14 protein-coding genes are annotated in these 12,696 nt (G+C 56.6%); 1 reads left to right on the top strand and 13 read right to left on the bottom strand.

The annotated features are described in order from the left end of the window. Window positions 1–6: 6 nt before the first annotated feature. A complete protein-coding gene (rnpA, locus tag AD944_RS15845; protein WP_045543027.1) occupies window positions 7–414 on the bottom strand; it encodes a ribonuclease P protein component in 408 nt (135 codons plus the stop codon). Between the two features lie 22 nt (window positions 415–436). Next, the gene (gene rpmH / locus AD944_RS15840; RefSeq protein WP_035378099.1) at window positions 437–571 is read right to left on the bottom strand and encodes a 50S ribosomal protein L34; all 135 of its coding nucleotides are present in this window, start codon (window positions 569–571) and stop codon (window positions 437–439) included. A 153-nt stretch (window positions 572–724) separates the two neighbouring features. On the opposite strand from rpmH, the gene AD944_RS15835 reads away from it, so the two are divergent. Further along, window positions 725–1,171 (top strand): hypothetical protein, encoded by a 447-nt coding sequence (locus AD944_RS15835; protein ID WP_045543026.1) that lies wholly within the window; start codon window positions 725–727, stop codon window positions 1,169–1,171. 118 nt (window positions 1,172–1,289) lie between these two features. On the opposite strand, the gene gloA is transcribed toward AD944_RS15835, so the two are convergent. From gloA to uppS, 11 genes are all read right to left on the bottom strand, one after another. Then, window positions 1,290–1,682: a lactoylglutathione lyase gene (gene gloA / locus AD944_RS15830; protein ID WP_045543025.1), complete on the bottom strand. Its 393-nt coding sequence runs from the start codon at window positions 1,680–1,682 to the stop codon at window positions 1,290–1,292. 128 nt (window positions 1,683–1,810) lie between these two features. After that, window positions 1,811–2,653 carry an LpxI family protein gene (locus AD944_RS15825; protein WP_045543024.1) on the bottom strand — a complete coding sequence of 281 codons (843 nt, stop codon included), beginning with the start codon at window positions 2,651–2,653 and terminating at the stop codon, window positions 1,811–1,813. Then, window positions 2,650–3,504 (bottom strand): acyl-ACP--UDP-N-acetylglucosamine O-acyltransferase, encoded by an 855-nt coding sequence (gene lpxA / locus AD944_RS15820; RefSeq protein ID WP_045543074.1) that lies wholly within the window; start codon window positions 3,502–3,504, stop codon window positions 2,650–2,652. Before lpxA ends, AD944_RS15825 begins: the two co-directional genes overlap by 4 nt. A 136-nt stretch (window positions 3,505–3,640) precedes the next feature. Continuing rightward, window positions 3,641–4,117: a 3-hydroxyacyl-ACP dehydratase FabZ gene (fabZ, locus tag AD944_RS15815; RefSeq protein WP_081938952.1), complete on the bottom strand. Its 477-nt coding sequence runs from the start codon at window positions 4,115–4,117 to the stop codon at window positions 3,641–3,643. Between the two features lie 45 nt (window positions 4,118–4,162). Continuing rightward, window positions 4,163–5,251 (bottom strand): UDP-3-O-(3-hydroxymyristoyl)glucosamine N-acyltransferase, encoded by a 1,089-nt coding sequence (gene lpxD / locus AD944_RS15810; RefSeq protein WP_045543023.1) that lies wholly within the window; start codon window positions 5,249–5,251, stop codon window positions 4,163–4,165. Window positions 5,252–5,253: 2 nt separating this feature from the next. Next, window positions 5,254–6,129, bottom strand: a complete 876-nt coding sequence (locus tag AD944_RS15805) for an OmpH family outer membrane protein (protein ID WP_081938951.1) — start codon at window positions 6,127–6,129, stop codon at window positions 5,254–5,256. Window positions 6,130–6,133: 4 nt separating this feature from the next. Continuing rightward, window positions 6,134–8,578, bottom strand: coding sequence for an outer membrane protein assembly factor BamA (gene bamA / locus AD944_RS15800; protein WP_035378089.1), 2,445 nt, complete (start codon window positions 8,576–8,578; stop codon window positions 6,134–6,136). Between the two features lie 129 nt (window positions 8,579–8,707). After that, the gene (gene rseP, locus AD944_RS15795; protein ID WP_179946500.1) at window positions 8,708–9,820 is read right to left on the bottom strand and encodes an RIP metalloprotease RseP; all 1,113 of its coding nucleotides are present in this window, start codon (window positions 9,818–9,820) and stop codon (window positions 8,708–8,710) included. A gap of 31 nt (window positions 9,821–9,851) precedes the next feature. Further along, window positions 9,852–11,009, bottom strand: coding sequence for a 1-deoxy-D-xylulose-5-phosphate reductoisomerase (gene dxr, locus AD944_RS15790; RefSeq protein WP_045543022.1), 1,158 nt, complete (start codon window positions 11,007–11,009; stop codon window positions 9,852–9,854). Between the two features lie 67 nt (window positions 11,010–11,076). Continuing rightward, the gene (locus tag AD944_RS15785) at window positions 11,077–11,910 is read right to left on the bottom strand and encodes a phosphatidate cytidylyltransferase (RefSeq protein WP_045543021.1); all 834 of its coding nucleotides are present in this window, start codon (window positions 11,908–11,910) and stop codon (window positions 11,077–11,079) included. Next, window positions 11,907–12,641 (bottom strand): polyprenyl diphosphate synthase, encoded by a 735-nt coding sequence (uppS, locus tag AD944_RS15780; RefSeq protein WP_045543020.1) that lies wholly within the window; start codon window positions 12,639–12,641, stop codon window positions 11,907–11,909. Before uppS ends, AD944_RS15785 begins: the two co-directional genes overlap by 4 nt. Between the last annotated feature and the right edge of the window lie 55 nt (window positions 12,642–12,696).

The raw sequence follows: 12,696 nt of genomic DNA, 5'->3' as shown, positions 1-12,696 counted from the left end.
CAGCACTTATTTTCTAAGGGAGTGAGCCTTTCGGTCGGCCTCGGCAAGGCATATCGCAAGGGCCTTGCGGAAATCCGCCACCAGGTCCGTAAAAAGACGTTTCCCCGTAGCAGCACGACCTATCAGAACAAGATCAAGCCCGTTAAGCGGCGTATCAGCTTCAACCAATAGCACCACTTCCCGCAACCGGCGGCGAGCCCTGTTGCGTACTACGGCGTTCCCGACCTTTTTGGTAACAGTAAACCCAACACGCGCGACATCCGAATCCTGACGCCGGAAGAGCTGAAGGACAAGGCCCGGCACAGGCGCTTTACGCCCCCGCGCAGCCAGAAAGAGAAACTCTTTCCGATTCTTCAGACGCTGGGACCGGACAAACACCGTTCCCGCTTCTGCCTGACCTTCACGCCGGTCCATTCTGCCGGACTGCCGCTAAGACTTAAGCGGAAAGACGCTTACGGCCTTTTGCGCGACGGTTGCCAATAACACGGCGTCCACCAACTGTTGCCATACGGGCGCGGAAACCATGGCGGCGCTTGCGGACCAGCCGGGACGGTTGATAAGTGCGCTTCATTGCTGCACTCCCTTCATTAAAATGTCATACAGGCAGCACAGAACCACCTGCCCAGATCAGGGGCGGCTTATACTGTTCAGATGTGTGTCCGTCAATCACAACCACAGAGTCTTCCAGCCGGTTTTACGCCACAAACGCAAAGGTTGATCCCTAGTGAACCAGATTCGTCCTTCAACCAGTCCTCTAATTGCCCTGTTCTGCCTACCGATCCTGGGAGCTCTTGTTTCAGGCGTACTGGGTCTCTCCTTCCCAGCAGGCCTGCTACCAGTGATATTGGCCGCTGCCATCGGCGCGTGGCTGGGGTGCCGATTGCATGTTGCGGCGCTCGGCCATCAGACTTCTTCTGAGACCACTCTTGCGCGCCCCGAGCAGGCCGCTGCCACCACACAACCCGCCACGCCGCCTGCCCCCTTTTCCGCAACCGGGTCAGAGTTAACGCCCAAGCTGCGGCATGATATTCGCGGCATTATCTCTCCCGCCATGCTGGCGGCCGATCAGCTTGATGAAAATCCCGACCCGCTTGTGCAGAAAGCCGCCCAGACCATTACCGAGTCCCTTGAGCGACTACTGCTCCGCCTGAAACAGCAGCCTCCTGCCTGATATCCATTTTATTCCAATCATTCAGACATCACTCAGCTTTCAGCGCTCATAAAAAATGCCGCCATGAAAGTGGCGGCATTTCCCCATCAACGGTCCTCCGAAGACTGTGGCCTTATTGTCAGTCAGGCCGCTGGATCAGTTCAATCTTGTAGCCGTCCGGGTCTTCAACAAACGCGATAACACTCGTGCCGAATTTCACGGGCCCGGCCTCACGCGTCACCTTGCCGCCACCAGCCCGCACTTTTTCTACGGCATCGGCAACATCTGGCACGCCTACGGCAAAATGTCCGAATCCTGTGCCCACGTCGTAGCTGTCATCCTTGCCCCAGTTATAGGTCAGTTCAATTTCGGCTTCTCCCGCAGCGTTATCTGCGTATCCTATAAAAACCAGCGTATACTGGCCTTCCGGCACTTCCCGACGGCGCAGTTCATGCATCCCCAGCAATTTGTAGAAAGCGATGCTGGCATCCAGATTTTTTACGCGAACCATGGTGTGCAAATAACGGGGCATAGGTTGTCCTCTCTTCAGTGCTCTGCGGTCTAAAAGAATTCTACACAGTATGGTTCACACAAAAAGCCGTATGAACTTTTTGAAAACAGAGGCTCCAAAACCCCATGGATACGCTGACGGTCCGGGTTTCAGTCAGCAAATGTCTCTGGCGTAATGGCTATCAGGAACAAGCCGGCCTGATCAGCGGCGGCAATGCAGGCTTCACGATCTGTCATCAATGTGTGGCCCGCTTCAAAGGCAATCCCTTTCAAGCCGGCAGCATGAGCATTCCTGACGGTAGCTGGCCCTATGGTCGGCATATCGGCGCGCTTTTCCTGTCCAGGTTTCAACATTTTGACCAGCACGCCGCCGTCACCCGGCTGACGGCATTCACCTGCGCGCGCGAGCATGCGGTCCGTGCCCTCCATGGCCTCTACGGCCAATACAAGGCCATTCTGCACCACGCAGCCTTGCCCGATGTCCATGCGCCCCAAAGCCTGCACAACCTGTATACCGCGCTGGATATCAGCCTTCGCCTGTTCATCCGGAACGATACACCCCAGCACCCCGGGTCGCGCCACAGACTGCGCAAGAAATTCATGCGCACCACGAACGGTAAACCCTTCTTCCCCCAACAGACGCACAAGGGCCGCCAACAAGCCGTCATCCCCCGCGAACAAGGCGCGCCCCAACCTTGCGAGAATACGTGCGCCTTCTGCATCAGGGTACAAACTACGGAGAGAAGGACGACGGATTGGGCCTATCAGCACCAGATCCGTGCACCCATGAGCACGCAGAAGAGAGAGCATCCGTCCGGCTGCACCCAGCCGAACAGTTTCATGAGGCCAAGGCGCAATGACCTCTGACTCAGCAAACCCTTCAAAGCCTAGAATAAAAACTGGACGCCCCGCAGCCGCAGCCGCCTCGGCAACACGGGCTGGCAGAGGGCCTCCCCCTGCCAGAATACCGACAGCGCCGGTTTGTGCGCTCACGCGCCCTCGGTTTCTGCCGTGCTGAAGTCACCCCGCGCCACGCGCACCAATCCGCGTTTGCTGGGGCCATCTATGAAGTCGAGAATTTCACGCACGCGCACATCATCGCCAAATTCACGACGCACCACATCCAGGCGCGATGCGAATGTACCGTCCTCGTCCGTCTTTGGATAAAGCGTGAAAAACGCCTTGCGCATCCTATGAATTTCAGCCGACCGCACTCCATTCCGGCGCAACCAGATCCAATGCAGCCCCACCAAACGCGCCCGGTTACCAAGCACGCTGCCATAGGGAATCACATCAGCTTCCACACCGGCCACGCCGCCAACGAGGGCTGCATGGCCAATCCGTACAAACTGATGGATGGCGGCAGAACCCATCACGCGGGCATCATCTTCAATCGTGACGTGACCGCCCATAACCACATTGTTAACGATAATAACGCGATCGCCCAGCCAGCAATCATGTGCAACATGCGCATTAGCCATGATCAATACGTTATGACCCACATGCGTCAGGCCTGTGCCGGTTGCCGTGCCGCGATGAATGGTCACGTGCTCACGCACCACCGTTCCGGCGCCAACCTCACAGCGGGTTGGTTCACCTTTATATTTCAGATCCTGCGGCGCCATACCCACAGTACAGAAGGGAAAATAACGAGACCCCTCACCCAACCGGGTATGACCATCAATCACAACGTGGGAAATAAGTTCCACATTGTCTTCAATAACCACATTCGGGCCAACCGAACACCATGGCCCAATCACCACACCACGTCCAAGCCGGGCTTCCGGTGCAACAATGGCAGACGGATGAATAACCGCTACCCTGTCTTCTCCTACAGCGTGCACCACCTCAGCTCCTCTCCTGCTTGCGCCACGCCTGCGCCTGTTTACGCATGAACCGTGAGCAGCCTTGCCTCAGAAAGCGGGCGTTTTCCGGGCAAAAATCGTCTCTATCAAAAATTAAAGCGCTAAAACGCTTCATTCAGCCCATGATCATGGCGCTGAACGTAGCTTCCGCCACAATCACATCATCGACTTTGGCAACACCACGGAATTTCCACACATTGGAACGGTGACGCTCTTTTTTTACATGGATGCGCAACTGATCACCCGGTTCTACAGGGCGACGGAACTTGGCACCTTCAATGGTCATGAAATACACAAGCTTGCCTTCAAAGGCCTTTCCCAGCGTCAGAACCACAAGGGTAGCTGCCGTCTGGGCCATGGCCTCCACAATCAAGACACCCGGCATGACAGGCCGCTCGGGGAAATGTCCCTGAAAAAACGGCTCGTTGACGGAAACATTCTTGATACCTGTCGCCTCTTCTCCCAGGACGATTTCCACCATCCGGTCGATCAGAAGAAAAGGATATCTGTGTGGAATCGCCTGCATAATGCGGTTGACGTCAATCTTGTCGATTGTCTGAACGTCCTGCTGCGACTCTTGTTTCGTCTCCACGTCCCCTAGACCACCCTGCTCGGCCGGACAACGCCCGGCATGTGTTCACTCTTTACCCGAACCGCCTTCAGCCGATCCGGACGCTTTCTTGGCCAACTTGCGCAACACGGCAACATTCCGGAAAAACTCCCGGAAAGGCATGGCCGGACTGCCAATAACATCCGCACCACTTTCCACATCGGACATTACGCCACACTGCGCGCCAATACGTGCTTTGGCACCAATACGGATATGACCGATCAGGCCAGCCTGTGCAGCCACAGTCACAAAATCTTCCAGAACGGTAGAACCGGAAATTCCTGCCTGCGACACCACAATGCAGCACCGTCCAAGACGGGCGTTGTGGCCGATCTGAACAAGATTGTCGAGACGCGAGCCCGCACCAATAACCGTATCGTTCACAGATCCGCGGTCTATGGTGGTATTCGCCCCTATTTCCACATCATGCTCAAGAACCACGCGCCCCAGTTGTGGCACGCTTTCAAAGCCCTCTGGCCCAACTGCAAAGCCAAAACCGTCCTGCCCGATCCGTGCGCCGGGCAGAATTATCACACGTTCCCCAATAACGGCATGAGAAACGGTAACATGGTTGCCAATCCGGCAATCCTGCCCAATTTGCACACCCTGCCCCACCACGGCGTGGGAACCGATAATACAACCCGGGCCGATTTCCGCACCGGCTTCAACAACTACAAATGGCCCTATTTCACAGGATGGATCCACGCTTGCGCTGGTATCAATGCAGGCAGAAGGATGAACACCCGGCTGTGCAGGCTTTTTGGGGTGAAAAAGGCGCGCCACACGTGACCACGCCAGATAAGGCTTGCTTGAAACCAGCGCGGCACAGTGGGGCGGAACCTTATCCGCAAAAGCGGGAGCAACAATAACCAGTCCCGCTTTTGTATCTTCCAGCAACGGAGCATAACGCCGGTTGTCCAGAAAGCTGACCTCCTGCGGGCCAGCCACCTGAAGCGGCGCAATACCTGTATATCCTGAGACAGACAGTGCCCCCTCCCGCGGAGGAAGCAGAGTGGCCTCAGCCGCATCTGCCAGAACCTGAGCCTCAAACGGACCAGACCGATTGAAAAACCGGGGATCAGCTGGCCCGGAAGAAGATGTCTGCCGCCCTGTCATGCTTATTTTTTCGGAGCAGCGGCAGGAACGGGAGCAGGCTCAGATGAACCAGCCTGCTGCTGGTCTGCGTCTGCCGTTGTCGGCATCTTGCCAGACTTTGCCAGCTCTTCCGGGTCCACATTGGCTTCCGGAATAAACACGCCCGGCAGAATACCGTTCAGCTGCTTCGCGACTTCGTTGGTAATATCCTGGCCGTCCACATGCAGAGCAACCTGCTCGCTGTGCAGAACCAGATTCATACCGTGAGATGCCGCAACTTTCTGAATGACCTGTACCAGTTCACGCTCAATCTGGCCCAGAGAAACCTGAGCGGCTTCCTGAATGATCCGATTACGGTTACGGAAATCACGCTGCGCCTTCATGACTCGTGCCTGAAGACTGCGTTCCCGCGTCTGGATCTGGTCAGACGTCATGGTTTTTGCCTGTGCCTGCAGCTTCTGCTGCTCATCACGCCAACCAGCCTGTTCTTTCTGCAAATCCTGCGCCAAGGCATCACGACGGCTGCCCAGAACACGTTCTACCTGCATGGCAGCAGAAGACTGACGCATCACGCCGGAAACACTGATAACCCCGATAATGGTTGTTGGCGGAGCCACGCCTTTAGGGAGATCGGGTGCTGCAGGAATAGGGGGCAGCGGCAGGACCGGCGGAGTTTGATCCGCTTCTCCGCTATCCGCTGGCGGTGCAGGCAATTGAACCGGTGCAGGTGCCGCACGGCGAGGCGCATGAGCCGCAGGAGGAGGCGCAGGCTGCTGCGCGGCCTTCGGCACAAACCAACCACCACCGGAATTCTGCGCCATGGCCATAGGAGCCAGCGCAACAGAAAATGACAGGAGAGCCGCACCAAAAACGGCTTTTCTGCAGAAATAGGGCATCATTACCTCAGAATTGCTGGCCGAAGCCAAAGCGAAGAAGCTGCGTACGGTCATTATGGCTACGCATAACAGGAACACCCAGATCGATGTTCAGCAGGCCGAAGGGACTCTTCCAGGAGAACCCGGCACCGGCACTTACGCGCGGCCGCAGCGTATCACCACTTACACGCGTATAGTAGGGGGCATCCGTAACAGGATTTGTCAGATTCCGGCGCACACGCAGGCCGGCCACACTCCCGGAGTCCACAAAGGCGCGTCCCTTGACGCCCATATCAGACAGGAACGGAATGGGGAAATTCAACTGGGCAGAGGCGTTATACATAAACCGCCCACCCAAAAGATCTTCAGAGGAGTGACCTGGCTGCCCCACACTACGCGGACCGGCACCCCCATCAAGGAAGCCACGCAGATTGTTACCGCCAAGATAGAAGTTATCGATAATATCATGACGACCACCGCCCCAGTCCGTCATGTAGCCCATCCCGGCACGGAAGGACGCGGTCCATTCATGACTGTTGGTCAGGTCATCAAGCGGGATGTAATAGGCCCCGTTGATCTTGCCACGCACATAGCGTTCATCGCCACCCAGCCCGGCAAAATCACCACCGACGGAAACCATGTACCCGCTATGCGGTGCCATGTGATTATCGCGGGTATCATACACCAGATTGGTGCTGAGCTGGGAAAGAAGAGACTTACCGGACTGATCCAGAATGTACCAGGAGGACTCACTCCACGTATCACCCACGCTACGGCGAATAAGGCTGTAGTTCCAAGATTGAGACAGATAGCGGTTATAGGCATACCCCATACGGAGTGTGATCCCATACCGGCTTTCTGAATAGTTCTGGTAGGTCTGATACTTGTTCTGGATGCCAAAAATATCCACACCGGCAACCAGGTTACGCCCAAGGAAAGCCGGATTGGTCAGCGAGAAATCCGCCTGTTTTTCCCACAGAGACATGGTGCCAGACAAACCCGCGTCCACGCCTGTGCCGAGTAGGTTGTGCTGCTTGAGGCCAATATTACCAATCACGCCCACGTCTGTTGAGTAACCGCCGCCGAGTGAGAATTCACCCGTCGGCTTTTCCACAACACTGACAGCAACGTTTGTCCGGTCCTGTGATGCTCCGGGCGCTTCATCAATGGAAACACTCTTGAAGAAGCCTAGATCCTGCAACGCGGCCTTGGCATATTTTTTGTAGCTGGGGGTATACGGATCGCTTTCCGCAAACGGAAGCTGACGGCGGATAACATTATCCTGCGTGACCGTGTTCCCATTTACATCAATACGCTCAATATAACGGCGCGGCCCTTCGCTCACATCAAACAGCAGATTGACCACGCCCTTTTCAGGGTTTCGGGCAATTTCAGGATGCACCATGGCAAAGGGATGCCCCTGCGCCTGAAGGGTTTCTTCCATGTCGGTCGCGTTATCCTGAACCGCCTTGCCATCGTACCACTGGTGCGCAAACAGTTCGATGTATTTACGCAGGGACTTGGCAGGAACGTGGCGCAGACTGGAACGAATATCCACTTTACCCAAACGGTAACGCGGGCCTTCATCCATCGTGAACGTCACATAGAACGATTTTCTATCTGGTGAGAGTTCACCCGTGGCATTCTTGATCTGGAAGTCCACATACCCGTTACTGAGATAGAAACGACGCAATAGCTCCGCGTCATACTTCAGACGGTCAGGGTTATATTCATCCGAGGACGAGAAAAAGCGGTACCAGGCTGTTTCTTTTGAAGACACAACACCGGACAGACGCGCTTCCCCAAACGCCCTATTACCGACAAAAGCAATTTTCCGAATAAGCGTCTGCGGTCCTTCGTTGATCTGGAACACCACATCAACACGATTATGCGCCAGACGGATAACCTGAGGCGTCACTACAGCAGCGTATCGCGCTTTCTGGGCATAAACCTCAAGAATTTTCTGGCGATCATCAGCCGTATTTTCAGCCGAGAACACCGCACGTGGGCGCAGGGAGATAACCTTCCGCAGGTCCTCATCCTTGGCGGCGTGATTGCCCTCAAACACGATACGGTTGACGATGGGGTTTTCCACCAGACGGACGTGCAGGATATTCCCTTCACGCCGCAACGTCACATCGCGGAACAGACCTGTAGCGTAGAGTGTCTTCAGCGAACGATCCAGATCATCCTGACTAAAGGAATCTCCGGGCCGCACCACCATGTAAGACAGCACGGTATTGGTCTCGATCCGGGTATTACCCGTGACCTGAATATCTTCAATCACACCACCCGGGCGCACCGGAGTAGAGGTTGAAGCGGTAAACCGATTATGGCGCTCTGCCGTTACGGCGGCAGGTGGAGTCGCCTGGGCGGCCGATGCCCTACCGGCCGCTGATGCACTACTGCTTCCCTGAACAAGGAAAGGAAGAAGGCAGACAGAAACAAACAGGGCTGAACGCTTACCCGTCAAGATATGCCACCCTCCATCCGGGTCGTTCTGTAGTCAGGAGCCGATCTCCCACCGTTGTGCCGCCCGCAGGGGGACGTATCCGATATAACCCTTGTCACGCAAGTTCTTCCGATCCAACCCTGCTGTAATTCAGCCAACAAGAGACGCAATCCATTTGAATAATCCAAAGCTGGACAGATCATTAAACGTTGAAAACAAGAACAGACCCGCAAGAACGGCAAACCCGGCCTGAAAACTGATTTCCTGAATCCGTTTTGAAACCGGACGTCCCCTGACTGCTTCTATGGCATAAAAAACCAGTCTGCCACCATCAAGAAGCGGCACCGGGAATAAATTTATTAGACCGAGGTTTACAGAAAGCAAAGCCATGAAAGATAGCAGACTGGCAAAGCCATACTGTGCCACCTGCCCTGAAAGCTGAGCAATCTTGAGCGGACCGCCCAGATCCTTGGCCGTATGCTGGCCTGTCAGGATCTGCCATACCCCTTGCAAGGTCTGCACGGAAACCTTCCAGGTTTCTTCCACACCCGCCACCACTGCATGTGGCACGGACATAGGTTTACCAACCTCGGTTGCAAACATCACACCCAGCTGGCCATGCGGCTTGGCGCTTGCCGAATCCGTGACGCTTCCAATGGTGATTGGCAGGTCCACATCCTGCCCATTGCGGCGCACGGTCAGCGTGGTCTGTACGCCCGGCTCAGCCATAACCGTGCCCTGCACATCTTCCACACCCGTAACCTGATGAGTGCCGATTCTCCTGATAACATCTCCCGGCTGTACGCCTGCGGTTGCCGCAGCACCATTGGAGACAACAGAGGCGATCTCGTTCCGTACTGAGGGCTGCCCTGCCGTGGAAAACAGTAGGGTAAACAGCACAATAGCCAGCAGGAAGTTGAAAACCGGCCCTGCAAGAATAACGATAGCGCGTGACGCAACGGACTTATCATGAAATGTGCGGCCCGGAAGCCAGGCTGCTTTCTGTTCCAGCGTAGCGTCCTCCGGATCTTCAAACCCATGAGGCCGCACATACCCACCCAACGGAATAGGGCATATACGCCATTCTGTGCCGCTCCGATCATGCCAGCGGAAGAGTGCGGGGCCGAAACCCAGCGAGAATACCTCCACATGCACCCCCCGCCAGCGGGCTGCCAGATAGTGCCCAAGCTCGTGAATGGTTACGAGCACACCCAGGACAAAGGCGAAGGAAACAAGCGTACGCAGGTATTCGTGTATCATGATAATCCGAGTATCGGCTCAAACGTGCGTGAACTCAAGCCGCGCGGGCTGGAGTCAGAGCCAAGGCTTCGCGTCGGGCTTGTGCATCCCAGTGCAGAACGGCTTCCAAGGTATCGGCGGGAGGCGCTCCCAGCTTGGTCATGACACGCTCTACAACGCGCGCGATATCCAGGAAACCGATCTGTTCGTTCAGGAAGGCTTCCACGGCCACTTCATTAGCGGCAGACAGAATAGCCGATGCCGCCCCACCTGCCCGCAGCGCTTCACGCGCCAGCCGCAGCGCCGGGAAACGCTGTTCATCCGGCGCTGAAAACTCCAAGGCGGCATACGTGGCCAGATCAAGCCGTGGAGACGTGGTGGCCATCCGCTTGGGCCATGCCAGCGTATGCGCGATGGGAATCCGCATATCGGCAGATCCCATCTGAGCAATCAGGCTGCCATCCGTGTATTGCACCATGCCATGCACCACGGACTGAGGATGCACCAGCACGTCAATACGGTCTTCTGTCAGGCCAAAGATACGGGCCGCCTCAATCACTTCCAGCCCTTTGTTGAACATGGTGGCGGAATCGATGCTGATTTTTGCGCCCATGCTCCAGGTTGGATGTTTGAGGGCCTGTGCAGGGGTAGCCGCTTCCATGTCGGCCACGGAAGCCTTACGGAACGGCCCACCAGAGGCCGTGAGAATGATTTTTTCCACCTGATCAAGCTGACGATCCGCCATCGCCTGGAACACGGCATTATGTTCAGAATCCACGGGCAATAAGGTGGCGCCTGCCGCATCCACGGCACGGAGCATGACATCTCCGGCACAGACCAGCGCTTCCTTGTTAGCCAGCGCCACGGCATTTCCATTGCGCACGGAGGCGAGCGTAGGCTCAAGCCCCGCTGCGCCGGTAATGGCGGCCATGGTCCAATCTGCCGGAAGCGCTGCCGCATCAATTACGGCCTGACGCCCACAGGCCACTTTGGTGCTGCTGCCCTTCAACAGTGCTGAAAGCTGTTCGAATGCACCTTCATCCGCTACCACGGCCAGCTCCGCATTCAGGCTCAGCGCCTGCTCCGCCAGACGGGTTGCATTTTTTCCACCCACAAGCGCCCGCACCCGGTACTGATCTCGTGCCTGCTCAAGCAGATCAACAGTAGAGCAGCCAATACTGCCAGTACTTCCCAGAACGGTTACGGTTCTCATGGTCTTTATTTTCCAACCCACACAATGGCGGCACTGACCAGCACGGCTTCAGCCACCAGATCCACCCTTAACCCGGCAGTTTCCCCGCCAGAGCCGCGAATATAGCATGGAGACCTGCCTGCCAGAATGGCACGCCCACCTCCACACACAAGGACGCCACAGCCGCCAGGGGCGCAGCAGCCACTAGACCATCAAACCGGTCCAGCAGGCCACCGTGTCCCGGCAACAGGGTTCCTGAATCTTTCACACCCAGCGCACGCTTCATGGCACTCTCGGCCAGATCGCCAGACTGCGCGGCCACTCCCAACAGGGCCGCCCAGACAGCCGCCGTGGCAATCCCTCCCTGCCCGGATACCAAGGCAATCAGGCAGCCCACCAGAACAGCCCCCAGCAGACCACCGACAGCCCCAGAACGTGTTTTACCGGGGGAGATACTCGGGGCCAGCTTGGGGCCACCCACAAGCCGTCCGGTCAGATAGGCGCAGCTATCGCTTGCCACAACAACACAGACAACAAACAGAACGGGCATCAGGCCGCCCAACCGTAACCACTGCAACGCCGTACCAGAGAGCACAATAACGCACATGATGGCACATAAGGGCGCACCAAAAACCAGAGATGTAATGCAGAAAACCGGGAAGGCATCCCACCGCCCGGTTGCCGCAGCAAGCCCCGCACCCAGCGCCCAGAGCACGTAAACGATCCCCCGCCAGGATTTTACGGAAACACCCAGTAGCGTAGCGGCTTCCGCCGCCATACCCGCCATGACACCCAGAATGAGGATTTGATACAGCAGGCCGCCCACACCAATGGCCGTACCGGCCACCGCAACCAACACCACGGCGGAAATCAACCGGACGCGTAAATCACGCCAAGCATTGTTGTTCCCTGCGTCACTCATACTGAAGGCCGCGCGCCAAAACGGCGTTCTCGCCGGGCGTACGTATCCAGAACGGTCGCAAAATGGCCTTCATTGAAATCCGGCCAGAACACATCCAGAAACACCAGTTCCGCATAGGCGCTCTGCCAGAGCAGAAAATTTGAGAGCCGGAACTCGCCACTTGTGCGCACCACAACATCAGGATCGGGCACACCGGCTGTCCAGAGTTTACCCGCAAACAGGGATTCCGTAATTTGCTCCGGCTTCAGGTCGCCCTGCTGCACAGCCTGCGCCACTCTGCGCGCAGCCTGCACGATATCTCCCCGCCCACCGTACGAGAGGGCAAGCAGCAAGGTGATCCGATCATTATTGCGTGTGAGGGTCTCAGCACGCGCCAGCTCCTCGCGCAGGCTCACATCAAAACGCGCCAGATCTCCAATAAAGCAGATCCGCACACCTTCGCGGTGTAGTTCGGCAACCTTGTGACGGAGATAATAACGCAGCAGGCTTGTAAGATCGGCAACTTCCGTAGGTTCGCGCTGCCAGTTTTCTGAAGAAAAGGCATAAAGCGTCAGGTATTTCACACCCCGATGAATGGCCGCCCGCAAACACCGCGAAACAGCCTCAGCCCCAGCCTTATGCCCGGCAAGGCGCGGCAATCCGCGTTCGGAGGCCCAACGCCCGTTCCCATCCATGATTACGGCAACATGCGCAGGGATAACTGCCTTACTGTCCGTTTTCCCTGCTGACATTACCGGCACTGATCCACCAAGAGGAGTCTGAGAAAGAAAACCTGACGCCACAAAC

It is taken from the genome of Acetobacter tropicalis (assembly GCF_001580915.1).
In the GTDB taxonomy this organism is placed as follows: Bacteria; Pseudomonadota; Alphaproteobacteria; order Acetobacterales; family Acetobacteraceae; genus Acetobacter; species Acetobacter tropicalis.
Note: the sequence above shows the minus strand (reverse complement) of the source record. Positions and strands in the feature narration are given on the sequence as shown.

Bases quoted from the DNA above. Each gene is read 5' to 3' on its own strand.
- lpxD (WP_045543023.1), bottom strand. From the start codon at position 5,251: ATGACAGGGCGGCAGACATCTTCTTCCGGGCCAGCTGATCCCCGGTTT.
- uppS (WP_045543020.1), bottom strand. From the start codon at position 12,641: ATGTCAGCAGGGAAAACGGACAGTAAGGCAGTTATCCCTGCGCATGTT.
- dxr (WP_045543022.1), bottom strand. From the start codon at position 11,009: ATGAGAACCGTAACCGTTCTGGGAAGTACTGGCAGTATTGGCTGCTCT.
- rpmH (WP_035378099.1), bottom strand. From the start codon at position 571: ATGAAGCGCACTTATCAACCGTCCCGGCTGGTCCGCAAGCGCCGCCAT.
- AD944_RS15785 (WP_045543021.1), bottom strand. From the start codon at position 11,910: ATGAGTGACGCAGGGAACAACAATGCTTGGCGTGATTTACGCGTCCGG.
- rnpA (WP_045543027.1), bottom strand. From the start codon at position 414: ATGGACCGGCGTGAAGGTCAGGCAGAAGCGGGAACGGTGTTTGTCCGG.
- AD944_RS15805 (WP_081938951.1), bottom strand. From the start codon at position 6,129: ATGATGCCCTATTTCTGCAGAAAAGCCGTTTTTGGTGCGGCTCTCCTG.
- gloA (WP_045543025.1), bottom strand. From the start codon at position 1,682: ATGCCCCGTTATTTGCACACCATGGTTCGCGTAAAAAATCTGGATGCC.